Below are 24,070 nucleotides of genomic sequence, written 5' to 3' on the forward strand. Positions count from 1 at the left end.
AGCTCCATAAGGTCGTATCCAGATGAAGGTTTTGATCATCGGCGGCGGTGGCCGCGAGCACGCTCTCGCCTGGAAGGCAGCCCAATCCCCGCGCGTCGACGCCGTTTTCGTGGCGCCGGGCAACGCCGGCACCGCGCGTGAGTCGAAGCTCACCAACGTGGCGATCGACGCCACGGACCTTGCCGGTCTGGAGGCGTTCGCGAGAGACAACGGCGTCGACCTGACCATTGTCGGCCCCGAGGCTCCGCTGGTCGAAGGCGTGGTCGATCGTTTCCGGGCCGCAGGGCTGGCGATCTTCGGCCCGACACAGGCCGCCGCCCAGCTGGAGGGATCCAAGGCCTTCGCCAAGGATTTCCTCGCCCGGCATGCGATTCCCACCGCGGCCTACGCCACCTTCAGCGACGTCGAGCCGGCGCTGGCCTACGTGCGCGAGCAGGGGGCGCCGATCGTCATCAAGGCCGACGGGCTCGCTGCCGGCAAGGGCGTGATCGTCGCCATGAGCGAGGCGGAGGCCGAGACGGCGGTGCGCGACATCCTGGCCGGCAACGCCTTCGGTGACGCCGGCGCCCGGGTGGTGATCGAGGAGTTTCTGGAAGGCGAGGAAGCCAGCTTCATCGTCATGGTGGACGGCGAACACGTGCTGCCCATGGCCACCAGTCAGGACCACAAGCGTGCCGGAGATGGCGACACCGGACCCAACACCGGCGGCATGGGCGCCTACTCGCCGGCGCCGGTGGTGACCCGGGAGGTCGAGAAACGCATCATGGACGAGGTCATACTGCCCACCGTGCGCGGCATGGCCGAAGAGGGACACCCCTATACCGGCTTTCTGTACGCCGGCTTGATGATCTCCCCGCAAGGTGCGCCCAAGGTGATCGAGTACAATTGCCGTTTCGGCGATCCGGAAACCCAGCCGATCCTGCTGCGCTTGAAGTCGGACCTGGTGGGGCTCTGCCTGGCCGCGACCCGCGGGCAGCTCGCCTCCCAGCAGTGCGACTGGGATACCCGCGCGGCGGTGGGCGTGGTCATGGCGGCGGGGGGCTATCCCGGTGATTATCGCAAGGGCGACGTCATCGAGGGGCTCGACGGTGCCGAGGCCGTGGGATGCAAGGTCTTCCATGCCGGGACCGCCCTGCGCGACGATGGTCGAGTCGTGACCAGCGGCGGTCGCGTGCTATGTGTGACGGCCTTGGGCGCGCGCGTCACGGTGGCGCGCGAGCATGCCTACGAAGGGGTCGCGGCGATTCATTGGCAGGATGCGCTGTATCGTCGCGACATCGCGCATCGCGCCGTGGCGCGAGAGCGCGACGCCAACACCTGAGGGCACGGGGCATCACGCCCGCCAATCTAGAGCGACGAGCAGGGTGACGCGACATGGAACCGGTACGATCGAGCATCGCCGGCCGCGCGGCCGGCATGACGGGCCACGGGTCAGGCCCTACGCGATACAGGGAGACGCGGCATGTCGCGTGAGTATCCGATCATCGCGGTGACCGGCTCTTCGGGCGCTGGCACCACCACCGTCAAGCGGACGTTCGAGCGCATGTTCGCGCGCGAGGACATTCACGCGGCGTTCGTGGATGGCGATGCCTTTCACCGCTACACCCGGGACGAGCTGGCGCGCATCTTCGCCGAGGAACCCAGCCGCAAGGCCGAGCTGTCGCATTTCGCGGTGGAAGCCAACCTGCTCGACCGCCTCGAGGGACTGTTTCAGGAATACGGCGACCTGGGCGTGGGGATGCACCGGCACTATATCCACGCCGAGGACAAGCAGCGCATCGAGGCCGGGTGCCAGGTCGGCACGTTCACCGAGTGGGAGCCGCTGCCCGGCGGTACCGACCTGTTGTTCTATGAAGGGTTGCATGGCGGGCTGGTGACCCACGAGTACGACATCGCCAAGCACGTCGACCTGCTGGTGGGCGTGGCGCCGACCATGAACCTCGAATGGATACAGAAGATCCATCGCGACACCAAGCTGCGCGGGCATTCCCAGGAGTCGGTCATCGACACCATTCTGGGGCGCATGAACGATTACGTGCGCTACATCCAGCCGCAGTTCTCGCGCAGTCATATCAACTTCCAGCGTGTACCGACGGTGGATACGTCCAACCCCTTCGAGGTGCAGGACATTCCCACCGACGCCGAATCCATGGTGGTGATCCGCTTTCGCGATCCGCACTCGGTGGACTTTCCCTATCTGCTGACGATGATTCGCGACTCCTTCATGACGCGTCCGCACACCCTGGTGGTGCCGGGCGCGCGCATGTCCCTGGCCATGGACTTGATTCTGTCGCCGCTGGTGACGCAACTGCTGGATCAACGCCGTTTCCGCTAGACGGTTACCGACATCGATTTTCGAAGAGGAAGCCTCATGGAGTGCCTGTTCTGCAAGATGGTGAATCGCGACATCGAGCCCGATGTCGTCTACGAGGATGAACACGTGCTGGCGTTCAACGACATCAACCCGCAAGCGCCGACCCATGTACTGATCATCCCCAAGAAACACATCGCCACGCTCAACGACATCACGCCGGAGGATCTGACCCTGGTCGGCCGGCTGCAGCACACCGCCGCCACGCTGGCCCGCGAGCTGGGGTTTGCCGAGGACGGCTACCGCGTGGTGATGAATTGCAATGACCACGGCGGACAGTCGGTCTATCATATTCATATGCATCTGATGGGCGGTCGTCGCTTCACTTGGCCAGCGGGCTGACCGTCACGCGCCAGCGCCGTGCGCGTGTCTTCCGAGCGATGGACGCATCGATGCTGCCGGGCCGCTCGACGAGTGGCCCGGTTTTCTGATGCCCGCGCGTTTTCCCTTTACGGTTCGACGCATGGAGTAATACGTCTCATGTCCCGTCAGCTGTCCCGTACCGACTACTTGATCCATCAGTTCGATACCATCTTGCGCACCCTCGTGCCGCATGCTGCCACCGCCTCGCGGGCGAATCCCGCCGCGGGCACGCAGGATAAGGCGATGAGCGATGCCGAGCGTCGTCATGCCGCGGGCTTGATGCGCATCAATCACACCGGCGAGGTGTGTGCCCAGGCGCTCTATCAAGGACAGGGGCTGACCGCCAAGCTGCATGAAACCCGCGACCAGATGGAGCAGGCCGCGGCCGAGGAGATCGATCACCTGGCCTGGTGCGACGAGCGTCTGCGCGAGCTCGACAGCCGCACCAGCTATCTCAACCCGGCGTTCTATGCGGCCTCGTTCGGCATGGGCGCGTTGGCCGGCAAGCTGGGCGACAACATCAGTCTGGGGTTCGTCGCCGCCACCGAAGAACAGGTCGGCCGCCATCTCGACGATCACATGCACAAGCTGCCGATGGGGGATCGTCGCTCGCGGGCGGTGCTCGAACAGATGCGTACCGATGAAGCGCACCACGAACGCTGGGCGCTGGAGGCGGGCGGGGCCCGCTTTCCCGCGCCGCTCAAGCTGGGCATGCGCCTGATGTCCAAGGTGATGACCAAGTCCGTCTATACGCTTTGACGCGCGGCCGGACACGACATCGCCCCTGTCGGTTGCCTTGCCGACAGGGGCGATGTGTTTTTCCCGCTTCTTTTTCGTCTACAGCGCGCTTGCGATCGCGCGTCCCCGGTGTCAGTCGAGGTTGCGCGAGTAGAAGATCTCCAGCATCTCCTTGCGGAGGCGATCCTCGATGTCGCGGGCTTCCTCGAAGGTGAGGTCGCGGCGCGTGCTGCCGAACAGATAATTGTCGAGGTCGAAGTCCTTCAGCAACATCTTGGTGTGAAACATGTTTTCCTGATAGACGTTGACGTCGACCATCTGGTAGGCACGCTTGGTGTCTTCCGCCAGGTAATCCTGGATGGACGTGATGTCGTGATCGATGAACAGCTTGCGCCCGTCGACATCGCGGGTGAAGCCACGCACGCGATAATCCGTGGTCACGATATCGGAATCGAAACTGTGAATGAGGTAGTTGAGCGCCTTGAGCGGGCTGATCATGCCGCAGGTGGACACGTCGATGTCCAGGCGAAAGGTGCTGATGCCGTTGTCGGGGTGCGATTCCGGATAGGTATGCACCGTGACGTGGCTCTTGTCGAGGTGGCCCAGCACGGTCTGGGGGAGCGGCCCCGGTCCCGGTTCGATATGTTCCGGGTCGTGCTCGTCGAGTTCGTGCTCGGCGATGAGGATGGTCACGCTGGCGCCGTGGGGCTCGTAATCCTGACGCGAGATATTGAGCACGTGCGCACCGATGATATTGGTGACGTCCTTGAGGATCTGCGTCAGGCGTTCGGCGTTATAAAGCTCGTCGATGTAATCGATGTACGCCTTGCGCTGCTCTTCCGTCTTGGCATAGCAGATATCGTAGATGTTGAAGCTCAGCGAGCTGGTCAGGTTGTTGAACCCGTGGAGTCGGAGATTATCGGTCACGTCCGAGCCTCCCAGTTGGCAGGTTGATACTGAACCCGACGAACAGGCGCCGGAACCCGAGCAGATGCGTATGAAGGAAGGCGCGTATTATGCACATCCGCCATGACCGGCGCATCTGTCGATTGCAATATCTTTCAGGTCGCCGTGTTCGATGCCGCCGTGGAGTGCGTCACGCCTCGACGATTTCGTAGGAGTGCGTCATCTCGACGCCGCCGCGGGCGAGCATGATCGAGGCGCTGCAGTACTTGTCGGCGGAGAGTTCCACCGCGCGCTTGACCTGGGCTTCCTTGAGACCATGGCCGGTCACCGTGAAATGCACGTGAATCTTGGTGAACACCGCCGGAGTGCCCTCGGCACGTTCGGCCTCGACGCTTGCCACGCAGTCCGTCACCGGTGCCCGGGACTTGTCGAGAATCTGCATGACATCGAACGAGGTGCAGCCTCCAAGTCCCATGAGCATCATTTCCATGGGGCGTGGTCCGGTATTGCGACCGCCGTTTTCCGGGTTGCCGTCGATCACGACGCTGTGTCCACTGCCGGCTTCGGCGACGAACTGGCGACCGTCGGTCCACTTGATGCTGGCTTTCATTGATTGGGTGTCCTCGTCTGTCGTGCATGGGCCGCCGATTCGGGCGGCGTTACAGGGTGCCGCGCCCGCGCGCGGCGTCAAGAGGTGGCGTCTGTGCGGGCGCTTCAGGAAGCGGTGCGTCCGGGCGCGGACCGCGCGTCACGGGCGTCCTCCAATGTGGGGACATTCCGCGACGATATCAAACGCCACGCAGATGCTCGTCCAGGGTCGCGAGGCGCTCGGGCGTGCCTACATCCACCCAGCCGCCGCGATGGTGCGTGCCGCCCACGCGGTCTTCCACGATGGCCTCGCGCAGCAAGGGTGCCAGTTTTGCCGGGACGTCGTCCGGCAATCCGGCGACCAGCGCGGGGTCGAGTATCGCCAGGCCCGCATAGGTCAGGCAGGCAGCGCCATCGAGCCGCACGCGACCGTTCTCGTCCAGGGCGAAATCGCCTCGGGCATGGTGCACGGGGTTGTCGACCAGGATCAGGTGGGCGAGATCGTCGCCGAGGCGGGGAAGCGTCGCCAGGTCGATATCGCTCCAGACGTCGCCATTGAGCAGCAGAAAGGGCGCATCGCCCAGGGCGGGCAGGGCGTGTCGCAAGCCCCCGGCCGTCTCCAGCGGCGTGGTCTCGTGGCTGAAGGTCAAGGATACGCCGAAGCGCCGGCCGTCGCCGAGTGCTTCGACGATCTGGTCGGCGCGATAGCTGACGTTGATCACGATATCGGTGATGCCGGCGGCCGCCAGGCGCTCCAGGTGATGCACGATCAGCGGCTTGCCGGCCACCGTCAGCAAGGGCTTGGGGCAGTGGTCAGTCAAGGGGCGCATGCGGGTGCCGAGGCCGGCGGCGAGGATCATGGCCTTCATGACGCGCTCTCCTCCCGCGTCCGGGCGATGCCATGATGCTCGAGCGCGCGCTGCAGCGCCGGCGTCAGGGTCGTCTCCACCCAGGCGAGGAAAGCGGCATGCTCGGGTACTGCCTCGAGACCGTGGCGGAGGTGGGCCAGAAAGTGCGGCAGGCGCGCCAGGTAGCGTGGCTTGGCGTCGCGCAGCGCCAGGCGGCAGAAGATGCCCAGCACCTTGAGGGAGCGCTGGATGCCCATGGCCTCCACCTGACGCGTGAAGGTGGCGATGTCGCTGTCGGCGGGCAGCCGACCATCCGCCACCGCCCGCCGATGAAAGGTCTCGATGAAGGCGTCCATGCGTTCGCGCGACCACAGCCGGTAGCGTCCGCGCAACAGCGAGACGAGATCGTAGCTGAGAGGGCCGCGCACGGCGTCCTGGAAATCGATCAACCACAGCGTGTCGTCGCGCACCATCAGGTTCATGGCGTCGAAGTCGCGATGAACGGCGACCCTGGGCTGGGCGAGGGCGCTATCGATGAGCGCCTCGCGCAGCGCGGGCCACTCGGGCGGTGCGGGAATCTCGAGCAGGCGCGACAGGCACCAGTCGGGAAACAGATCCAGCTCGCGCCCCAGCAGGTCGCGATCGTAGGCGGGCAATGCTGCACTCGGCGCCTGGCGCTGCACGTGTTCGAGCAGGTCCAGGGCGCGCGTGAACCAGGTGTCGGCCGCGGCCTCGGTGGTCAGGTGCTGATGCATGACGTCGTCGCCGAGATCCTCGAGTTCGACGAAGCCCGCCGCGAGATCCACCGCATGCAGGGCAGGAACGGGGAGCGAGGCGGCGCGCCAGTCGCGGGCGATGTCCACGAAGGCCCGGCTGTTCTCGCGTTCGGGCGGTGCATCCATGAGCACCCGCGGCGTACCGTCGGGCAGGTGCAGGCGGTAGTAATGGCGAAAGCTGGCGTCGCCGGCGACCTGTTCCAGTCGGCAGTCGCCGAGGGGCAGGTCGTGTTGCCGGGCGACCCAGCGTTGCAGGGTCTCCGCGCGCTCGTTCATGCGGGCTCCTCGTGGGTTGCGTGTTGACGGGCCTGGTTCGCCGCCGCATGCTGGGCGTCGACTCCCCGGCGCGTCCTTCGCCTCGTCGCATCGCGTCGACGATCGAGGCGTCGCGTGGTATCTGCGTGTGTCGCGTGCCCTTCGCGAGGCAGACGCACGCGACAGGGGCTGTATAATACCGATTCCACTCGGCAAGGACACAGAGGACCATGGGCAAGCGACTCTTCTGGACTGCCCTCTCAGGCTTGATGGTGAGCGCTGCCCACGCGGCGCCTCCCGCCCCCCTGCCCGCGCAGCAGCTCGATTGGCAACCCTGGGGCGACCAGGCGCCGAATGGCGCGCTGTGCAGCGGACGTTACGTCGAACCGGGCTATCGGTTGTCCGCCGGTGATACGCCCCGGCAAGTGCGCACCGATTCCGCTACCGCCGCCTACGGCGATGGCGGCGCCACCGTGCTCGCCGGCGAGGTGGTGCTGCGCCGCGACGATACCCAGCTCGAGGCGCCTCGCGTGCGGGTCAACGCGGAGCGCGATCGAGCCTTCGCCGAAGGCCCGACGGCGGTTCGCTATCCCGGCCTGCTGGTGCGTGGCGGTGACGCGAGCATGGCGCTGGACGGCGATGCCGCGCAAGTCGACAACGCCCACTACGTGATCCACGAGCAACGCGTGCGCGGCGATGCGATCGAGCTGCAGCGTCTGCCGGATGGCCGCTACCGTCTCGACGATGCCAGCTTCACCACCTGCGAACCGGGGAACCGCCTGTGGCGCATGGTGGGCAGTGACGTGACCCTGGATCGCGCCGAAGGGTTCGGTACCGCCACGCACGCACGCCTGGAAATGGGCGATGTGCCGGTCTTCTACTGGCCCTGGCTGCGCTTTCCCATCGACGACCGCCGGCAAAGCGGTTTTCTGTGGCCGACGCTCGGCTTCTCGGGCGATGGACTGGATTATACCCAGCCTTATTACCTCAACCTGGCGCCCAACTACGACGCCACCCTCTCGCCGCGCTGGATGAGCGAGCATGGGACCATGCTGGGCGGCGAATTCCGCTATCTGTTCGGCAGCGACCAGGGCACCATCGAGGGGGCGTACCTGGCCAGCGACAAGGGCGGCGCCAGCGACAACCCCAACGATCCCGACGATGCCTTCGAGGATGAGTCGCGCTGGTACATCGACTATCGCCATGCGGGGCGTTTCTCGCCGCGCCTGGACTATCAGCTGGCCTACGGGGCGGCGAGCGACGGTCGTTACTTCGATGACTTCGGGCGCGATTTCGCCGAGCAGGATACCGATCATCTGCTGCGCCTGGCACGTACGACCTATCGCGGCGATACCTGGCGACTGGACGCGCGCGCGCAGGGCTACCAGAAGCTCGATTACCCGCTCGACGAGGACGACAAGCCGTTCTACCGCCTGCCGAGCCTGAGCGCCGACGCCCGCTGGCGCCAGGACAGCGGCTTCTATCAGGAGTGGAATTCCAACGCGACCTATTTCTGGCGCGATCTCCACGGCGTCGACAGCCAGGGACGCTGGACGGACGAGGAAACCGGCAATCGGCGCACCATTCCGCTGCGCGAGGCCGCCAACGGGTCGCGCTTGCATCTGACGCCGGCCCTGGGATGGCGGGCCGAGCCCAGTTGGGGCTTTCTCGAGCCGCGCGCGCAGCTCTGGCAGTCGAGCTACCAGCTCGATTACGGCAACCGGCAGACCGACCGCGACGAGAACCCCTCGCTGGTGGCGCCGGTCCTCTCGATGGATTCGGGATTGATCTTCGAGCGCGATACCTCGCTGTTCGGTAGCGACTGGCGCCAGACGCTGGAGCCACGGCTTTATTACGCCTATGTGCCGGAGCGCGACCAGAGCGATTTCCCCGACTTCGATACCAGCGAGCGGGCCGTGTCCTGGGGGCAGCTGTGGTCCCCTTACCGCTTCACCGGCGCCGATCGTCTGGGAGATGTCAACAAGCTGTCCTACGGCGCCTCGACACGCTTCCTGGAAGACGATACCGGGCGCGAGCGCCTGTCGCTGTCGGTGGGGCAGAGCAGCTACTTCTCCGATCGCAACATCGACATGAACGGCGATCCGGACACCTTGCCGAACAAGGAACGCAACTATCAGGACTGGTACAACGCCACGCGGGATCGTTCGCCGGTGATCACGCAGCTCGACTGGCGGATCAGCGAACGCTGGCGTAGCCGTTATGCCTGGTTTTACGATGCCGACCGCAGCGTGACCGAAAAGGCCTCGGCGTACCTGCAATACAACGATCCCGCGGGGCATGTGTTGAACCTTGGCTACAGTTGGCAACTCGAAGGGTTCGAGCCGGCGGATGATGCCGAGGATCGCCTGGGCTACAACCGCGAGGATTACGACGTGTCCTTCGCCTACCAGGCGACGCCGAGCCTGGACCTGATCGGCCGTTTCTTGTACGACAACACCAACGACCGTGCCATGGAGCAACTGGCGGGGGTGCAGTTCAATGACTGCTGTTCGGCGGTGCAGCTGGTCTGGCGTGAATGGATCGAGGACAACGACACCGCCAATACCATCGATGACGACTATACGGACCGCGGCGTATTCTTGCGTTTCGTGTTCAAGGGTCTGGGTGGCGTCGGCCAGGAAGCCGACACCTACTTCGAGGAAGCGATTCCCGGCTACCGGGCGACGCGCTTCTGAACCACGCTGGCAGGTATTCACCGTCGGTGCTCGCGCCGACCACAAGACAGTAACGTAGAGAGGACTTCATGCGCTTGAGATCGTTCGCCTTTCTGGGCTTCATGCTGCTGGTGGCGATGGCGCCATCGATGGCGTCGGCGCAGCCCCAGCCGCTGGACCGCATCGTGGCGGTCGTCAACAAGGATGCGATCATGCAGAGCCAGCTCGAGGATCGCGTCACGCAGGTGCGCCGCCAAATGGCGAGCCGCAACGTTCCCGCGCCGAACGAGGCGGATCTGCGACGCCAGGTGCTCGACCGCATGATTCTTGAGCAGATTCAGCTGCAGATGGCCGAGCGCGCCAACTTGAGCATCGACGATACCCAGCTCAACGCGACCGTGCGGGGTATCGCCGAGGACAACGGCATGTCGATGGACGAGTTCGCCGATGCCCTCGAGGAAGATGGCATGTCCCTGGCCTCGATGCGCGAGCAGGTGCGTCGCGAGATGCTGTTGCGTCAGGTACAGCAGAGCCAGGTCGCGAGCCGCGTCAACGTCACCGACCGCGAAGTGGAACGTTACCTCGATCAGCAAGGCGAGACCGCCGATACCGCGTATCATCTCGCCCACATTCTCGTCTCGGTGCCCGAGTCGCCCACGCCCGAGCAGGTCGAGCAGGCACAGGCCAAGGTGCGTGACTTGTATCGGCAGTTGCAGAATGGCGCCAACTTCGCGCAGCTCGCGACGGCCGAGTCCGACGGCCAGCAGGCGCTGTCGGGCGGCGACCTCGGGTGGCGGCGTGGCGATCAGCTGCCCAGCCTGTTCGCCGACGTGGTGCCCACGCTATCCAACGGCGAGGTCAGCGAGCCCATTCGCAGCCCCAGCGGCTTCCATCTGGTCAAGCTGATCGATACGCGTGGCCAGCAGGGCGAGCAGAAGCGCGTGGTCACCGAGAACCGTGTGCGCCATATCCTGATCGGCACCAACCCGAACCGCAACGATCAGCAGGCCGAAGCGCTGGCCCGCGACATACGTCAGCGTATCGCCAATGGCGAGAGTTTCGCCGCGCTGGCACAGGAATACAGCGACGACGATGGCAGCGCCCTCGACGGCGGCGAGCTGGGCTGGACGCGTCCCGGCCAGATGGTGCCGGCGTTCGAAGATGCCGTGAAAGCGCTGGATGTCGGTGAACTGTCGCAGCCGGTACGTTCACGCTTCGGGTACCACGTGATCGAACTCGAGGATCGGCGTCGTCAGGACGTGACCCGCGACGCGCAGCGCGAGCAGATTCGTCAGACGCTGTTCCAGCGCAAGGTGAGCGACGAGATGGAAGCCTGGACGCAGGAAATCCGCTCCGGGGCCTATATCGACAACCGCCTGGAAGACGGCCGCCAGTGATGGCCTCCTCCCCGCTACTGGCCCTGACCACGGGGGAGCCCGCGGGGATCGGGCCGGATCTGACGCTGGCCCTGGCCGCGTCGTGGGGGACGCTCGAAGCACGTGTCGTGGCGGTCGGCGATCCGGCATTGCTGGCCGCGCGTGCCGCGCGCCTGGCGCTTGACGTACGCATCGTGCCGCTCACCGACGGCGACCCGGTGCCGTCCCCCCGCGACGGGGTGCTGCCGGTGTGGCCCGTGGCCCTGCGCGCACCGGTGGAGGCCGGGCGCCTCGATCCTGCCAATGCCGGCTATGTGCTCGAGACGCTCGATGTCGCCATCGCCGCGTGTCGCCAGGGGCGCGCCGATGCCATGGTGACCGCTCCCTTGCACAAGGGGGCCATCATCGAAGGCGGCTATCCCGACTTCACCGGCCATACCGAGTATCTGCGCGATGCCTGCGATGTCGATGAGGTAGTCATGCTGCTGGCCACCGAGCGCACCGAACCGGCATTGCGCGTGGCGCTGGCCACGACGCACCTGCCCTTGCGTGCGGTGGCCGATGCCATCGACGCCGGCGGGCTGCGGCGCGTGCTGACGATCCTCGAGGCGGACCTGCGGCGCCGCTTCGGCATCGCGCGGCCACGCATCCTGGTCTGCGGTCTCAACCCGCATGCCGGTGAAGATGGCCATCTGGGCGTGGAGGAGCGTGATATCATCGCGCCGACACTCGCGGCGATGCGCGGCGAGGGCCTGGACCTCGTCGGCCCCCTGCCCGCCGATACCCTGTTCACGCCGCGCCATCTGGCCGATGCCGATGCGGTGTTGGCCATGTACCACGACCAGGGCCTGCCGGTACTGAAGTACGCCGGTTTTGGCGAGGCCGCCAACGTGACCCTGGGCTTGCCGTTGATTCGCACTTCCGTGGATCACGGCACGGCGCTCGATCTGGCCGGAAGCGGCCGGGCCGAGGCCGGCAGCCTGCGCGTGGCGCTCGATGTCGCCGTCCGCATGGTCCGTGGTGGCACGTCTCGCCCCTGAATGCCCGATTTCCCCAAGGAACACGCAACGCCCATGTCCAATCGCCCTCCGGCCCATCAGGCCCGTAAACGCTTCGGCCAGAATTTCTTGCGCGACACCGGCGTGATCGATCGTATCGTTCGCGTCATCGCGCCGCGTTCCGACCAGCGGCTGATCGAGATCGGCCCGGGTCAGGGCGCCTTGACCGAGCCGTTGCTGGACGCCGTCGGTGCACTGGAAGTCATCGAACTCGATCGCGACCTGATACCCGGGCTGCGGGTGCAGTTCTTCAATTACCCCGACTTCGTCATCCACGAAGGGGATGCGCTGCAGTTCGATTTCGCGGCGCTGGCTGCGGAGGGCGAGACGCCCGGCAAGCCTCTGCGGGTCATCGGCAACCTGCCCTACAACATTTCCACGCCCCTGATCTTCCACCTGCTGACGGCGCGTGGTGCCATCGCCGACATGCACTTCATGCTGCAGCGGGAAGTGGTCGAGCGTCTGGCCGCGACGCCGGGCAGTGCGGCCTGGGGGCGCTTGTCGGTGATGACGCAGTATCATTGCCGCGTGGACAATCTTTTCGTGGTGCCTGCGGAAGCCTTCACGCCGCGTCCCAAGGTGGAATCGGCGATCGTGCGCCTGATACCGCATGACGAACCGCCGCACGTGGCCCACGACGAGGCGCTGTTCGGCGATATCGTGCGCGAAGCCTTCGGTCAGCGGCGCAAGACGCTGCGCAACAACCTCAAGACACGCCTCGACGACACGGCCTGGGCGGCGCTGGACATCGATCCCGGCCGTCGTCCGCAGACGCTCAGCGTCGAGGAATTGGTACGTATCGCCAACCATGTGGCGGAGACGGCACCATGAGCGAGCTCGTCGAGCACATCCAGGTGCATGTCGAACCCGAATACCAGGCGGGAGAGTCCGCGCCCGGCGACCAGCGTTACGTGTTCAGCTACACGATCACCGTGCACAACCGGTCGGCGCATTCGATCCAGCTGCTGGCGCGTCACTGGAAGATCACCCAGAGCAGCGGCAAGGTGCAGGAAGTGCGTGGCAAGGGGGTGATCGGACAGCAGCCCTTGATCGGCCCCGGCCAGCAGTTTCGCTACACCAGCCGGGCGGTGCTCGATGGGCCGGTCGGGGTGATGGAAGGCAGCTACACCTGCCTGGACACCACCGAACAGCGCGCCTTCGAGGTGCCCATCGCCGCCTTTCGTCTCGCCGGCCCCAATCAGGTGCATTGATCGGGGGAGGGGGCGGGCCTGCAGGCCACCAGGCATGAAGGGCAGTCCCCGGCTTGTTCCAGCCACCAAGACCGTTCAGGAGAGACTATGTCGACGTATGCCATCGGCGATTTGCAGGGATGCCACGCGGAGTTCGAGGCCTTGCTGGAACGCATCGCCTTCGAGCCGCGCCGTGATCGGTTATGGCTGGTAGGCGACCTGGTCAACCGCGGCCCGGGGTCGCTGGCGTGCTTGCGCGCGGTCAAGGCGCTGGGAGACAGCGCCCGCGTGGTACTGGGCAACCATGACCTGCACCTGCTGGCGGCGGCGTGGGCCGGCGCCCCGCTGAAGCGTTCCGATACGCTGGCGCCGATCCTCGAGGCCGACGACCGCGACGAGCTGCTCGACTGGTTGCGTCGGCAGCCCTTGCTGGTGCGCGATGACGAGCTGGACGCGGTGATGACCCATGCCGGGCTTCCGCCGCATTGGTCGGTGACGCAGGCGGCCGAGCATGCCGCCGAGGTCGAGCGAGCGTTGCGCGGCGAGGCGGTGGGCGACTTCCTGGCGGCGATGTATGGCAACTCGCCGGCCCGCTGGACCGACGAGCTGGAGGGGATCGACCGCCTGCGGGTGATCGTCAATACCTTCACGCGCATGCGCTTCATCGCCGCCGACGGCACGCTCGACTTTGCCGCCAAGGAAGGACTGGACAGTGCGCCCGAAGGTTTCGCGCCCTGGTTCACCTATGCGCGAGACGATGATCCCCGTATCGTGTTCGGTCATTGGGCGGCGCTGCAGGGGGCGACGCCCGGCGCGCGGGTCCGTGCCCTGGCGCTGGACACCGGCTGCGTGTGGGGCGGTGCCTTGACCGCGCTCGACCTGGTCAGCGGCGAGTACCATGTCGAACCGGCCCACGCCTCACGCTGACACCTGCCATCCGAGGAGCGTTTTGATGACCCAAGAGACTGCGTTTACCCATCTCGCGCCGAGCACGCTCGTGCATTGGCTCGACACGGCCTGCGAGCTGACGCTGGTCGATATCCGTGATCCGCTGAGTTTTTCCCAGGGACATATCCTGGGCAGTCAGCACCTCGACAATACCAGCGTGGCGGGGCTGCTCGAGCGTACCCCCCGCGAGCGCCCGATGGTCGTGGTCTGTTATCACGGTCATTCCAGTCAGCAGGCGGCCAATTGGCTGGCGGGGCAGGGGTTCAGCGACGTCTATAGCCTGGATGGCGGCTTCACCGACTGGGCCGCGCGCCATCCCGATCGTGTCGAGAGCTGAGACCGTGAAGCCCGATGATGCCCTCGAAGGACTCGACGTCTATCGCGTGGGCGGCGCGGTGCGTGACGCGCGCCTGGGGTGGCCGGTCACCGACGAGGACTGGGTCGTGGTCGGCGCCACGCCGGAGGCGCTCACGGCGCGGGGGTTCGTCCCCGTCGGGCGTGACTTCCCGGTGTTCCTGCATCCCGTCACCCATGAGGAATATGCCCTGGCGCGCACCGAGCGCAAGCAGGGTCATGGCTATACCGGTTTCGTGGTCCATGCCAGCCCCGAGGTGACGCTGGAAGAGGATCTGGCGCGCCGCGACCTGACCATCAACGCCATGGCCGAGGATCGCGACGGCCGGCTGGTCGATCCGTTCGATGGCCGGCAGGACCTCGATGCCCGCGTGCTGCGCCATGTCTCCGAGGCCTTCGTCGAAGACCCCTTGCGTGTGTTGCGCACGGCGCGTTTCTGGGCACGCTACCGTGAGTTGGGGTTCGTCATTGCCGACGATACCAAGCGTCTGATGCGGGGGCTGTGCGACAACGGCGAAATCGCTCACCTGGTCGCCGAGCGCGTGTGGCAGGAGACCGTCAAGGCCCTGGGCGAGCCTCACCCCATGGCCTACTTCCAGGCGCTGCACGAGTGCGGTGCTCTTGCCGTGTGGATGCCGGAACTGGATGCCTCCGACATGCTCGCGCGTGGCGAAGCGGCCATGGCGAGACTGCCCGCCGGCGGCGAGCCTTCGCAGTGGCGCTGGGCGCGCCTGCTCGAAGCACTGGAGGACGAGGCGCGCGAGGCCTTGTGCGAACGCCTGCGCGTGCCCAATGCATGGCGGGACCTGGCCCGCCAGGTGGCACGTACCCGCGCGCTGCAGCGGCAGCACGGCGATGGCGGGTTGGAGGGCTCCGACGTGATGGCCTGGTTCGATGCCATCGATGCCTGGCGGCGGTCCGAGCGTGTCGCGCCGCTGCAGCGTTACCTGGCGATGGAAACGCCGGCGCTGGCCGCATGCGTCGATGAGGCCTGGCAGGCCGCGAGTGCGATCCAGCCGCAGGCGTTGCTCGAGGAGGGCTATCGCGGCAAGGCACTGGGCGACGCGCTGGCACAGCGGCGTCAGGCCCGTATCGATGACGTGGTCGGGCAGTGTAACGTGTAAGCCCTGGCCGTGATCGCGCTGCGTGCCACGGAAAGAGACACACCGCGATATGCAAACGCAGAAGGGGCCATCGAGGCCCCTTCTGCGTTCTGCGTTTCATGCGATGCATGACGAGAGATTACACGAACAGCCCGATGATCAATGCGGCGGCAAGCCCCACCAGACCGATCAGGGTTTCCATCACTGTCCAGCTCTTCAGGGTCTGTGCCTCGGTCAGGCCGAAGTATCGGTTGACCAGCCAGAAGCCGGAGTCGTTGACGTGACTGAGCACCGTGGCGCCGGATGCGATGGCGATCACGATCAGTCCGAGCACCGGACCTTCCAGCCCCAGCGTGGAGATCAGCGGCGCCATCAGTCCGGCGGCGGTGATCATGGCCACGGTAGCGGAGCCTTGCACCACGCGCACAGCGGTGGAGATCAAGAAGGCGAGCAGAATCGGCGGCAGGGCACTGTCGGCCATCAACTGCCCCATCACATCGCCGACGCCGGAGTCGATCAGCATCTGCTTGAAGACGCCGCCGGCACCGGTGACGAGGATGATGATACCGGCCGGCTCGAGGGCCTTGGTGGCGACTTCCATGACGTTTTCGCGGCTCATGCCGCGGCGCGTGCCGAGAAACACGAACGACAGCAGCGTCGCCAGGGTGAGCGCCACGAAGGGATGGCCCACGAACGCCAGAGTGGCGACGAGCGGGTTGTCATCGGCCAGCACCGCGCCGGAGACGGTATTGAGCACGATCAGGACCAGGGGCAGCAGGATGATGCTCAAGATCAGCTTGAAGCTCGGCAGGCCGGTGCTGTCGATTTCGCTCTTGGGCAGCTCCATGTACTCGGGAATCCGGGCATCGATGTGCTTGGCGATATAGCGCCCGAACAGGGGGCCGGCGATGACCATGGCCGGCAGACCCGCCATGGCGCCGAACAGAATGACATAGCCCAGGTCGGCGCCGATCAGTTCCGCCACGGCGATCGGGCCGGGGGTCGGGGGGATGAACGAATGGGTGACAGCCAGCCCCGCCAGCAACGGGATACCATAATAAAGGAGCGAGCGCCCGGTACGCCGTGTCAGGGCATAGACCAGCGGTACCAGGATGATGAAGGCGACATCCAGAAATACCGGAATGGCGACCAGGAAACCGGTAACCCCCATGGCCCATTGCGAGCGATTCTCTCCGAAACGGTCGAGCAGGGTGCTGGCCAGGCGGTCGACGCCCCCGGAGACTTCCAGCATCTTGCCGAACATGGCGCCCAGGCCCACCACGGTGGCCACGAATCCGAGCGTGCCGCCCATGCCGTCCTGCACGGATTGCAGGATGGCGTCGAGGTCCATGCCCGTGGTGAGGCCCACGATGAGGCTGACCGTCAACAAGGCGACGAAGGCATGCAGGCGCAGGCGCATGACCAGATACAGCAGCAAGATGATGCCGCCCAGCGCGGAGAGGAGCAGGGTAGTGGCGTTATCCATGTGTTCGAAACCTCTAGTGGAGGCGCGACCGGCAACGAGGGATGCGGCGATGGTCGCGTTGTGCCTTGGCGTCGGATTTAGGAAAATGAATGTTACCGGTAACATTCCGTTCGCAACAATGCTCCGAAAGGCGAATACAGAAACGAGGAAACGCGACCATGCAGGAGTCGACGGGCAAAACTCAGCGGATCATCGTGATGGGCGTGTCGGGGTGCGGCAAGACCTCGGTCGGCGAGCGCCTGGCGGCGGCGCTCAACGGGCGCTTCATCGACGGTGACGACTATCACTCCGCCGCCAGCGTGGCCAAGATGGCGCAAGGCGAGCCGCTCGACGACGACGATCGCGCGGGCTGGCTGTCGCGCCTGGCCGACCTCGTGGGAGAGGGCCGCGACAACGATGAGACGCTGGTGATCGGCTGCTCGGCGCTCAAGCGCGAATACCGCGATCGCTTGCGGCGTGGCGATGCCGCGCTCAACTTCGTGCACCTGGCCGGTACGCGGGACGTGCTGCTGCAACGCCTGCTGGCGCGTCGCGACCACTTCTTCAAGGGCGAGGCGATGCTGGACAGCCAGTTGGCGACGCTCGAGGCGCCCGGCGCCGACGAAGCGGTCACCGTGGATATCGATGCCACTCTGGACGAGGTGGTCGCGCTCAGTGTGCAAGGCCTGGCACGCGGCAACGCCGAGCGCGCGTCCTGAGGTCGGTGCCGCGCCGTTCGTGCCGACGGTCTTCGCTGCGTCAGGTGCTCTGGCGCAGGACGATCTCGAAGCCCATGTCGTGGCGGCACGGCTCGCGGGGCTGGCCCCGCAAGCGCGCGATCAGCGTGCTGGCGGCGCGTTCGCCGATGGCGCGGCGCGGTGTGACGACGGTGGTCAGTGTCGGCCAGGTGGCGTCGGTGATGTCCAGGCCGTTGAAGCCGGCCAGCGCCAGTTGTCCGGGCACGTCGAGGCGTCGACGCTGGCACTCGAACAAGGCCCCTGCCGCCAGATCGTCATTGCAGCAAAACACGGCATCCATGTCCGGCCAGCGCTCGAGCATCGCCGAGAGCAGCTCTCCCCCCAGGCGGTACGAGGAAGGACGCGGGGTCGTCTGGCAGCGTTGCGTCGAGAGGCCGGCCGCCTTCAAGGCATCTTCCCAGCCCGCCAGGCGCAGTTGCACGCGGTAGTCGAGGCGCGCGCCGCAAAACCCGATGCGTCGATAGCCGGCGGCGATCAGAGCCTCGCCGATGGCGCGTCCGGCCGCACGTTGATCGAGTCCTACGTTGATGTCCAGCGGCGTCTCGGTGAGTTCCATGGTTTCGACCACCGGTAGCCGGGCACGTGTCAGCAGGCGCTGGGCATGATCGGTATGCCGGGTGCTGGACAATACGAAGCCGTCGACGCCGTAGGCCAGGAACGTGTCGATCAGGCGTTCCTCCTCGAGTATCGAATATCCGGTATGGCCGATGAGGACCTGATAGCCCGCCTCGCGCAGCCCTTCGTCGACCCCGCGCTGCACGTCGGAAAACACCGAATTGGAAATCGACGGCACCAGCAGTGCCACGCTCAGGCTGCGTCCGCTGGACAAGGCGCCGGCCTGGCGATTGGGTATGTAGTCCAGCACCTCGATGGCTTCCTCGATGCGCAGCCGGAGGGTCTCGGACACCCGTTGGGGCTCGCGCAGGGCGCGCGACACCGTGACTTTACTGACGCCGACGCGTTCAGCGATATCCTGAAGCGTGACGCGACCCGACGAACGACGCGGCATGTCTCTTCCCCATCCCCTTGTCCTGTTATGCCGCGATGTTAGCGGTAACGTTCAAGGAGATTAGCATCTCGTGCTGGACATGACTGTTGGGCCATGGTCGCAAGGCGGGCGCGTCGGGAAGGCGTCAGAAAGACAGCAGTAGCAGGATCAAGGGCGGCGAGAGCAGCGACAGCAGGAATCCGTTGACGATGGCGATGGGGACGCAGCTCACCCCGCCGTGCTGCTGGATGACGGGCAGGGTGAAGTCCATGGAGGTCGCGCCGCCGTAACCGATGGCCAGCGGCGTGGCGCGATGGATGACCAGGGGAATGAGCAGGAAGGCGAAGAGCTCCCGCGCGAGATCGTTGAAGAACGCTACGCCGCCCAGTACCGGGCCGAGCTGATCGCCGATCAGGATGCCGGACAGCGAGTACCAGCCGAACCCGGCGGCCATGGCCAGGCCCTCGTTCCAGCGCAGATCGAGCAACGGCGCGGCCAGCAAGCCGCCGAGCAGCGAACTGAGCGCGACGCAGATCGCGATGGCCAGGCCGTGACGGTTGAGCAGAATCTGCTTGAGCGGCATGCCCGAGTTGCGCAACTGGCAACCGATCAACGCCAACAGCAGGTAGAGCGCCCATTCCGCGAGAGGCTCCGCCCAGGCATGCACGACCCGAAGCTCCCAGTGCCGGGCGGCCGCGCCGAACAGGATGCCCAGCACCACCACGCCTGCCAGCGACAGCGAGCCGGCCAGCGCCGCGCCGGTACTGGTCGGTGCGTCGGCGACGCGCGGCGACTCGCCGGCCCGCAGGCGGCTATGGCGCGACAGCCAGGCCAGTGCGAGGAGGTTGAGCGGCGTGATGATCGCGAACAAGGTCGCGGCCTGGCCGCTCATGCGCGATAGCTGGCCCAGCAGATCCTCGAGGCCGGCGAGGCTGACGCCCATCAGGAACAGGATGATGTAGACCGAGGCGTTCACGCCGCGCTCGATCAGGGCCAGAACGCCGCGATGACGAATCGGGATGAGATAGCCCAGGATCAAGGGCAACAAGATCAACAGCAATCCGGCCAGCATGCTCGCTCCAGGTAGAAATCCACGAAAGCTCGCCACTCTATGCGAGCGTTCGCGGCGACGCAAAAGCTTTTGCTTATGGGCGGTTAGCGCGTTTCATCCCGGTCCAGCTCGGTCAGTGCCATGCGACTGGCGAGTTCGCCGTCGCGGTAATATTCCACGGCGATCAGCAGGCCGGGCCGCTGGACGGAAAAGGCCAGGTGCAGGCGCCGGTCGGGCTTCTCCGGATTCCAGCCCTCGACCCAGCGGGCCTTGAACGCGCCGGCCGGCACGTCGAGCGTTTGCGGGGCGCCCACGTGATAGGCGAACGCCTCGGGGCGGCCTTTATGATCGGCATACGCCAGCCGGCATGGCGGGGCGGCGGCGCGCTGGCAAGGGGCCGTGTCCAGCCCTCGGGAAAGGATGAACAAGGCGCTCTGACGGTCCGGCAACGTGGCCAGCTCGCGCGCGGACAGGTGATAGCGCTCGCCCAGGCCGAACAGGGTGAAGCCGCTGGCATAGTGCCAGGCTTGCACGCCGTCGTCCTGGAGGCGGAATTTGCCGCGTTCGTAGCCCTCGGCAGTGAGCACGCTGGCACGCATTTCGCTCTGCCAGTCGTTCCCGCCAAGGTGGCTCAAGCGATGCTGCACATCGGCATCCGGCCAGCCGTCGAGACGCAGGTGGTAGGTGGCGCTGAAAGGGGCTGGCGTGGCCTGGGCGTTGGCAACGCCGCTCAGGCCGCTCAGGATCACCAGCAGTACCGGCATCACCAGGCGCGACAATCCGGGCATGGGTTCCTCCGCCGTGGGGCTTTGAACATGTGGCAATGCATGAAGCCGGCAATGAATGGGGGAGCGGGGCGTGACAGGCTTTCGCGTGCGATGCGCCGCGTCAGACGCTACGCTGAAAGCAGCGGCATGGTATCACTTTTCTCTTCCCTTTCAGGAGGCTGACGCATGGCCAGCATACTGTTGATCGCCGGGGATTTCGTCGAAGACTACGAAATCATGGTGCCGTTTCAAGCGTTGCAGGCGATGGGGCACAACGTCGAGGCCGTCTGCCCGGACAAGAAAAAGGGCGACAGTATCAAGACGGCGATTCATGACTTCGAGGGCGATCAGACCTATTCCGAGAAGCCTGGTCATCATTTCAGCCTGAATGCCAGTTTCGCCGATATCGAGGCCTCTCGCTACGACGCCCTGGTGATTCCGGGCGGGCGTGCCCCTGAATACCTGCGTCTCGACGAGCGTGTCCTGGCATTGGTGCGCCATTTCATGGAAGCCGACAAGCCCGTTGCCGTCATCTGCCACGGCGCGCAGCTGCTGGCCGCCGCGGTATCGCTGAGCGGGCGGCGTGTGTCCGCCTATCCGGCCTGTGCGCCCGAGGTGCGCCTGGCGGGCGGCGAATTCGCCGAGATCGCAGTCGATCAGGCGGTGACCTGCGGACGCCTGGTGTCGGCCCCGGCGTGGCCCGCGCATCCCGAATGGCTCAAGCAGTTCAACGCCTTGCTGTGAGGGTGCCGGACAGGCGTCGCTGCGGTGCGTATCCGGCGGGGCGGCAGGCGGGGCGGCAGTGCCGCCCCGCCGGGCATCAGGTCATGGCGTCGAGATCGTCGCGAGTGGGGAGCGCCGAGTAGGCGCCGGGGCGCGTCACGGCGAAGGCGCCACAACGGCAGGCCAGTTCGACGGCGCGTCGCAGGCGGTCTTCGTCCTGGCACCAGTCGCCGAAGGTCGAGGCGGTGACGTCGGCCGCGGCCAGCTGTGCCAGCAGCCCGCCGATGAAGGCATCGCCGCCCGCCGTGGTGTCCACGGCGCGGACCTGCGGTGGGTCGATATGCAGGACCTGCCCGAGTCGGTGCACGGCGACCGGGGCCGGCCCGTCGGTGATCACGATCAGGCGCACGCCTGCCGCCAGACGCCATTGCAGCCAGGCCTCTGCCTCGTGATCGCCGCGCAGCAGATCCAGTTCCTCGCGGGAGAGCTTCAGCAGGTGGGCCTGGTCGAGCAGGGCGGTGACCCGACCGATATCGACACGTGCGTCGGGCCACAGGTTGGCGCGCAGATTGGCATCGACGCTGACCAGGGCCTCGCCGCGTCGCGCGATCTCGGCGATGCTCAGCGTGGTCTCGGCGATCGCTTCATCGGTGAGGCTGTTGCTGCACAGATGCAGAATCGTCGGCTCGGCGAAGATACCCGCGGGCAAGTGCTCGAGCCGATAGAGCAGATCCGCCGCCGGCGGCCGGTAGAAGTCGAAGCGCCGCTCGCCGTGGGCATCGCGCGAGACGAAGGCCAGGGCCGTGCGCGCTTCGCGGGTGCGGCACACGTCCTCGACCATGACGCCATGGCGCGCGAGCTCCTCGACCAGGAAGTCGCCGAAGCGATCCTCCCCGACCATGCCCAGAAAGCGGCTCGGCAGCCCCAGGCGGGCACAGGCCACGGCGACATTGGCGGGCGCACCGCCGGCATAGGGCGTGAAGGTCTCCGGCAGGTCGTCGGCCGCGCCATCCAGGCGATTGGACAGCATGTCGACGAGTGCCTCGCCGAAGGCAATGAGCGGGGTCATGACGTCTTTCCTCGTGATTTCTTGTTGTTGTCCGATGCCTTGGCGTCCGGCGTCGAGGCGGGAAAGTACTCGCGGACCAGCGACAGCAGCCCCTGGGTCGAGGCATCGAAGTCTCCGACGTTGGTGTCGATGCGTTCGCTGATTTCGCCGGCGATGCGCTTGCCGAGCTGCACGCCCCATTGATCGAAGGAGTTGATGTTCCAGATGACGCCCTGGACGAATACCTTGTGCTCGTACAGGGCAATCAGCGCGCCCAGGTTGCGGGGCGTCAGCTCGTCGAGAAGCAGGGTGCTCGACGGGCGATTGCCGGGGCAGCTGTAGGGGTCCAGCTGGCTGCCGTCCTGGCTGCCTTCCATGAAGGCATTGGCCTGCGCCAGCATGTTGGTGAGCAGGGCGAAGTGATGATCCTCGAAGCCGGGTTCGGGCTTGAGCGAGGCGATGAAATCGATGGGCACGTAGCGGGTACCCTGGTGCAGCAACTGAAAGAACGCGTGCTGCCCATTGGACCCCGTCTGTCCCCACACAATGGGGCCGGTCTTGTAATTCACCGGCTGGTCGAAGATGTCCACCGACTTGCCGTTGGACTCCATGTCGAGCTGCTGGAGAAACGACGGCAACTGATGCAGAGCCTGATCGTAGGGCACGATGGCATGCGTCTCGGCGCCGATGAAGTTGATGTACCAGATGCCGATCAAGGCCATCAGGACCGGCATGTTCTCGGCGAAGGGCGCTTCGATGAAATGGCGGTCCATCTCGTGGGCGCCTTCGAGGAGCTCCATGAAGCCGTCGAAGCCGATGGAGAGCGCGATCGGCAGGCCGATCGACGACCACATCGAGTAACGCCCACCGACCCAGGCCCAGAACTCGAAGACGTTCTCCTCGCGAATGCCGAATTCCATCGCCGCCTTGCGATTGGTCGACGCGGCGATGAAGTGGGCGCCGACATCGGCGTCCTCGCCGGCATTGTCGAGAAACCAGCGCCGCGCGGTCTTGGCGTTGAGCAGTGTTTCCTGAGTGGAGAACGTCTTGGTGGAGACGATGAACAGCGTCGTCGCAGGGTCGAGGCGCTGGAGGACCTTTTGGATGTGCGTGCCGTCGACGTTCGATACGAAGTGGAAATTGAGCTCCGGGTGGCGGTACTTGAGCAGGGCGCGACAGGCCATGTTGGGTCCCAGGTCCGAGCCGCCGATGCCGATGTTGACCACGTCCTTGATCCGCTCGCCGCTGTATCCCTTCCACTCGCCGCTGCGCACCGCTTCCGAGAAGCGCTTGATCTGCTCGCGGGTGCTCTGGATCTCGGGCATGACGTCCTTGCCGTCGGCATAGACGGGCTCGTCGCCGAGATGGCGCAGGGCGGTGTGCAGTACCGGGCGGTCCTCGGTGACATTGATGATGTCGCCGGAGAACATCTGGGCGCGACGCTGCACCAGGGCCGAATGGTCGGCGAGCTCGATCAGCTTGGCGAGTACCGCGTCGGAGACATGATGCTTGGAGTAGTCCAGAAACAGGCCACCGACGCGGAGGCTCATCTTCTCGAAGCGTTTGGGGTCGGCGGCGAAGTAATCACTGATGCGGTCGTCGAAGGTCTCCTGCTTGAGGCGTTCGAGAGCGCGCCAGGTGACGCTGCGCGTGAGTTGGAACATGGCGTCATCCTTCTTCATGAATCGAGCGGCATGACCTACGCGGGTCGGATGGATGAA

General features: G+C 65.8%; 24 protein-coding genes. 14 read left to right on the plus strand and 10 right to left on the minus strand.

Translation table 11 applies throughout. From position 1 onward, the window contains the following. Positions 1 to 22: 22 nt before the first annotated feature. From purD to coq7, 4 genes are all read left to right on the plus strand, one after another. Positions 23 to 1,321: a phosphoribosylamine--glycine ligase gene (gene purD, locus ABGX75_RS07915; protein ID WP_011506212.1), complete on the plus strand. Its 1,299-nt coding sequence runs from the start codon at positions 23 to 25 to the stop codon at positions 1,319 to 1,321. A 141-nt stretch (positions 1,322 to 1,462) separates the two neighbouring features. Further along, entirely contained in the window at positions 1,463 to 2,335 is an 873-nt protein-coding gene (locus ABGX75_RS07920) for a phosphoribulokinase (RefSeq protein WP_011506213.1), read from the plus strand. Between the two features lie 36 nt (positions 2,336 to 2,371). Further along, a complete protein-coding gene (locus tag ABGX75_RS07925; protein ID WP_011506214.1) occupies positions 2,372 to 2,713 on the plus strand; it encodes a histidine triad nucleotide-binding protein in 342 nt (113 codons plus the stop codon). 138 nt (positions 2,714 to 2,851) lie between these two features. Then, on the plus strand, positions 2,852 to 3,493 hold the full coding sequence (gene coq7 / locus ABGX75_RS07930) for a 2-polyprenyl-3-methyl-6-methoxy-1,4-benzoquinone monooxygenase (protein WP_347410682.1): 642 nt from the start codon (positions 2,852 to 2,854) through the stop codon (positions 3,491 to 3,493). A 111-nt stretch (positions 3,494 to 3,604) separates the two neighbouring features. On the opposite strand, the gene speD is transcribed toward coq7, so the two are convergent. The 4 genes from speD to ABGX75_RS07950 all read right to left on the minus strand — a co-directional run bounded on the left by speD (position 3,605) and on the right by ABGX75_RS07950 (position 6,866). Then, positions 3,605 to 4,399: an adenosylmethionine decarboxylase gene (gene speD / locus ABGX75_RS07935; RefSeq protein WP_011506216.1), complete on the minus strand. Its 795-nt coding sequence runs from the start codon at positions 4,397 to 4,399 to the stop codon at positions 3,605 to 3,607. Between the two features lie 169 nt (positions 4,400 to 4,568). Continuing rightward, the gene (locus tag ABGX75_RS07940; protein WP_011506217.1) at positions 4,569 to 4,988 is read right to left on the minus strand and encodes an OsmC family protein; all 420 of its coding nucleotides are present in this window, start codon (positions 4,986 to 4,988) and stop codon (positions 4,569 to 4,571) included. Between the two features lie 178 nt (positions 4,989 to 5,166). Then, the gene (gene murU / locus ABGX75_RS07945; RefSeq protein WP_011506218.1) at positions 5,167 to 5,835 is read right to left on the minus strand and encodes an N-acetylmuramate alpha-1-phosphate uridylyltransferase MurU; all 669 of its coding nucleotides are present in this window, start codon (positions 5,833 to 5,835) and stop codon (positions 5,167 to 5,169) included. Further along, entirely contained in the window at positions 5,832 to 6,866 is a 1,035-nt protein-coding gene (locus ABGX75_RS07950; RefSeq protein ID WP_347410683.1) for a phosphotransferase, read from the minus strand. Before ABGX75_RS07950 ends, murU begins: the two co-directional genes overlap by 4 nt. Positions 6,867 to 7,075: 209 nt before the next feature. On the opposite strand from ABGX75_RS07950, the gene ABGX75_RS07955 reads away from it, so the two are divergent. The 8 genes from ABGX75_RS07955 (at position 7,076) to ABGX75_RS07990 (ending at position 15,570) form a co-directional block, all read left to right on the plus strand. After that, complete coding sequence (locus ABGX75_RS07955; protein WP_011506220.1) at positions 7,076 to 9,541, plus strand: LPS-assembly protein LptD; 2,466 nt, start codon at positions 7,076 to 7,078, stop codon at positions 9,539 to 9,541. Between the two features lie 68 nt (positions 9,542 to 9,609). After that, positions 9,610 to 10,917 carry a peptidylprolyl isomerase gene (locus ABGX75_RS07960; protein ID WP_301968108.1) on the plus strand — a complete coding sequence of 436 codons (1,308 nt, stop codon included), beginning with the start codon at positions 9,610 to 9,612 and terminating at the stop codon, positions 10,915 to 10,917. Continuing rightward, positions 10,917 to 11,936, plus strand: a complete 1,020-nt coding sequence (gene pdxA / locus ABGX75_RS07965; protein WP_179152846.1) for a 4-hydroxythreonine-4-phosphate dehydrogenase PdxA — start codon at positions 10,917 to 10,919, stop codon at positions 11,934 to 11,936. Before ABGX75_RS07960 ends, pdxA begins: the two co-directional genes overlap by 1 nt. A gap of 33 nt (positions 11,937 to 11,969) precedes the next feature. Further along, the gene (gene rsmA / locus ABGX75_RS07970; RefSeq protein ID WP_035411202.1) at positions 11,970 to 12,785 is read left to right on the plus strand and encodes a 16S rRNA (adenine(1518)-N(6)/adenine(1519)-N(6))-dimethyltransferase RsmA; all 816 of its coding nucleotides are present in this window, start codon (positions 11,970 to 11,972) and stop codon (positions 12,783 to 12,785) included. Then, positions 12,782 to 13,165 carry a Co2+/Mg2+ efflux protein ApaG gene (gene apaG, locus ABGX75_RS07975; protein ID WP_011506224.1) on the plus strand — a complete coding sequence of 128 codons (384 nt, stop codon included), beginning with the start codon at positions 12,782 to 12,784 and terminating at the stop codon, positions 13,163 to 13,165. Before rsmA ends, apaG begins: the two co-directional genes overlap by 4 nt. Positions 13,166 to 13,252: 87 nt before the next feature. Then, positions 13,253 to 14,071 (plus strand): symmetrical bis(5'-nucleosyl)-tetraphosphatase, encoded by an 819-nt coding sequence (locus ABGX75_RS07980; RefSeq protein ID WP_011506225.1) that lies wholly within the window; start codon positions 13,253 to 13,255, stop codon positions 14,069 to 14,071. A 25-nt stretch (positions 14,072 to 14,096) separates the two neighbouring features. After that, positions 14,097 to 14,429 carry a thiosulfate sulfurtransferase GlpE gene (gene glpE, locus ABGX75_RS07985; RefSeq protein WP_347410684.1) on the plus strand — a complete coding sequence of 111 codons (333 nt, stop codon included), beginning with the start codon at positions 14,097 to 14,099 and terminating at the stop codon, positions 14,427 to 14,429. Then, positions 14,416 to 15,570, plus strand: coding sequence for a polynucleotide adenylyltransferase (locus ABGX75_RS07990; RefSeq protein WP_347410685.1), 1,155 nt, complete (start codon positions 14,416 to 14,418; stop codon positions 15,568 to 15,570). Before glpE ends, ABGX75_RS07990 begins: the two co-directional genes overlap by 14 nt. A gap of 118 nt (positions 15,571 to 15,688) precedes the next feature. On the opposite strand, the gene ABGX75_RS07995 is transcribed toward ABGX75_RS07990, so the two are convergent. Beyond that, positions 15,689 to 17,035, minus strand: a complete 1,347-nt coding sequence (locus tag ABGX75_RS07995; protein ID WP_011506228.1) for a gluconate:H+ symporter — start codon at positions 17,033 to 17,035, stop codon at positions 15,689 to 15,691. A 158-nt stretch (positions 17,036 to 17,193) separates the two neighbouring features. Between ABGX75_RS07995 and ABGX75_RS08000 the strand changes: the two genes are divergently transcribed. Continuing rightward, positions 17,194 to 17,733 carry a gluconokinase gene (locus ABGX75_RS08000; RefSeq protein ID WP_035411189.1) on the plus strand — a complete coding sequence of 180 codons (540 nt, stop codon included), beginning with the start codon at positions 17,194 to 17,196 and terminating at the stop codon, positions 17,731 to 17,733. 40 nt (positions 17,734 to 17,773) lie between these two features. Here ABGX75_RS08000 and ABGX75_RS08005 read toward each other — a convergent pair whose 3' ends face one another. The 3 genes from ABGX75_RS08005 to ABGX75_RS08015 form a co-directional block, all read right to left on the minus strand. Further along, entirely contained in the window at positions 17,774 to 18,781 is a 1,008-nt protein-coding gene (locus ABGX75_RS08005; protein WP_011506230.1) for a LacI family DNA-binding transcriptional regulator, read from the minus strand. A 124-nt stretch (positions 18,782 to 18,905) separates the two neighbouring features. Then, positions 18,906 to 19,832, minus strand: a complete 927-nt coding sequence (locus tag ABGX75_RS08010; RefSeq protein ID WP_179152699.1) for a lysine exporter LysO family protein — start codon at positions 19,830 to 19,832, stop codon at positions 18,906 to 18,908. 83 nt (positions 19,833 to 19,915) lie between these two features. Then, positions 19,916 to 20,599 (minus strand): hypothetical protein, encoded by a 684-nt coding sequence (locus ABGX75_RS08015; protein ID WP_347410686.1) that lies wholly within the window; start codon positions 20,597 to 20,599, stop codon positions 19,916 to 19,918. 165 nt (positions 20,600 to 20,764) lie between these two features. On the opposite strand from ABGX75_RS08015, the gene ABGX75_RS08020 reads away from it, so the two are divergent. After that, positions 20,765 to 21,322: a DJ-1/PfpI family protein gene (locus tag ABGX75_RS08020; protein ID WP_011506233.1), complete on the plus strand. Its 558-nt coding sequence runs from the start codon at positions 20,765 to 20,767 to the stop codon at positions 21,320 to 21,322. 76 nt (positions 21,323 to 21,398) lie between these two features. Here ABGX75_RS08020 and ABGX75_RS08025 read toward each other — a convergent pair whose 3' ends face one another. Continuing rightward, positions 21,399 to 22,370 carry a carbohydrate kinase gene (locus ABGX75_RS08025; RefSeq protein ID WP_110061454.1) on the minus strand — a complete coding sequence of 324 codons (972 nt, stop codon included), beginning with the start codon at positions 22,368 to 22,370 and terminating at the stop codon, positions 21,399 to 21,401. Then, a complete protein-coding gene (gene pgi / locus ABGX75_RS08030) occupies positions 22,367 to 24,013 on the minus strand; it encodes a glucose-6-phosphate isomerase (protein WP_128690146.1) in 1,647 nt (548 codons plus the stop codon). The genes ABGX75_RS08025 and pgi overlap by 4 nt, the downstream gene beginning before the upstream one ends. Between the last annotated feature and the right edge of the window lie 57 nt (positions 24,014 to 24,070).

The organism is Chromohalobacter sp., assembly GCF_039830575.1.
Lineage (GTDB): Bacteria > Pseudomonadota > Gammaproteobacteria > Pseudomonadales > Halomonadaceae > Chromohalobacter > Chromohalobacter israelensis.

Bases quoted from the DNA above. Each gene is read 5' to 3' on its own strand.
- purD (WP_011506212.1), top strand. From the start codon at position 23: ATGAAGGTTTTGATCATCGGCGGCGGTGGCCGCGAGCACGCTCTCGCC.
- ABGX75_RS07920 (WP_011506213.1), top strand. From the start codon at position 1,463: ATGTCGCGTGAGTATCCGATCATCGCGGTGACCGGCTCTTCGGGCGCT.
- ABGX75_RS07925 (WP_011506214.1), top strand. From the start codon at position 2,372: ATGGAGTGCCTGTTCTGCAAGATGGTGAATCGCGACATCGAGCCCGAT.
- coq7 (WP_347410682.1), top strand. From the start codon at position 2,852: ATGTCCCGTCAGCTGTCCCGTACCGACTACTTGATCCATCAGTTCGAT.
- ABGX75_RS07940 (WP_011506217.1), bottom strand. From the start codon at position 4,988: ATGAAAGCCAGCATCAAGTGGACCGACGGTCGCCAGTTCGTCGCCGAA.
- murU (WP_011506218.1), bottom strand. From the start codon at position 5,835: ATGAAGGCCATGATCCTCGCCGCCGGCCTCGGCACCCGCATGCGCCCC.
- ABGX75_RS07950 (WP_347410683.1), bottom strand. From the start codon at position 6,866: ATGAACGAGCGCGCGGAGACCCTGCAACGCTGGGTCGCCCGGCAACAC.
- ABGX75_RS07955 (WP_011506220.1), top strand. From the start codon at position 7,076: ATGGGCAAGCGACTCTTCTGGACTGCCCTCTCAGGCTTGATGGTGAGC.
- ABGX75_RS07960 (WP_301968108.1), top strand. From the start codon at position 9,610: ATGCGCTTGAGATCGTTCGCCTTTCTGGGCTTCATGCTGCTGGTGGCG.
- pdxA (WP_179152846.1), top strand. From the start codon at position 10,917: ATGGCCTCCTCCCCGCTACTGGCCCTGACCACGGGGGAGCCCGCGGGG.
- rsmA (WP_035411202.1), top strand. From the start codon at position 11,970: ATGTCCAATCGCCCTCCGGCCCATCAGGCCCGTAAACGCTTCGGCCAG.
- apaG (WP_011506224.1), top strand. From the start codon at position 12,782: ATGAGCGAGCTCGTCGAGCACATCCAGGTGCATGTCGAACCCGAATAC.
- ABGX75_RS07980 (WP_011506225.1), top strand. From the start codon at position 13,253: ATGTCGACGTATGCCATCGGCGATTTGCAGGGATGCCACGCGGAGTTC.
- glpE (WP_347410684.1), top strand. From the start codon at position 14,097: ATGACCCAAGAGACTGCGTTTACCCATCTCGCGCCGAGCACGCTCGTG.
- ABGX75_RS07995 (WP_011506228.1), bottom strand. From the start codon at position 17,035: ATGGATAACGCCACTACCCTGCTCCTCTCCGCGCTGGGCGGCATCATC.
- ABGX75_RS08000 (WP_035411189.1), top strand. From the start codon at position 17,194: ATGCAGGAGTCGACGGGCAAAACTCAGCGGATCATCGTGATGGGCGTG.
- ABGX75_RS08005 (WP_011506230.1), bottom strand. From the start codon at position 18,781: ATGCCGCGTCGTTCGTCGGGTCGCGTCACGCTTCAGGATATCGCTGAA.
- ABGX75_RS08010 (WP_179152699.1), bottom strand. From the start codon at position 19,832: ATGCTGGCCGGATTGCTGTTGATCTTGTTGCCCTTGATCCTGGGCTAT.
- ABGX75_RS08015 (WP_347410686.1), bottom strand. From the start codon at position 20,599: ATGCCCGGATTGTCGCGCCTGGTGATGCCGGTACTGCTGGTGATCCTG.
- ABGX75_RS08020 (WP_011506233.1), top strand. From the start codon at position 20,765: ATGGCCAGCATACTGTTGATCGCCGGGGATTTCGTCGAAGACTACGAA.
- ABGX75_RS08025 (WP_110061454.1), bottom strand. From the start codon at position 22,370: ATGACCCCGCTCATTGCCTTCGGCGAGGCACTCGTCGACATGCTGTCC.
- pgi (WP_128690146.1), bottom strand. From the start codon at position 24,013: ATGTTCCAACTCACGCGCAGCGTCACCTGGCGCGCTCTCGAACGCCTC.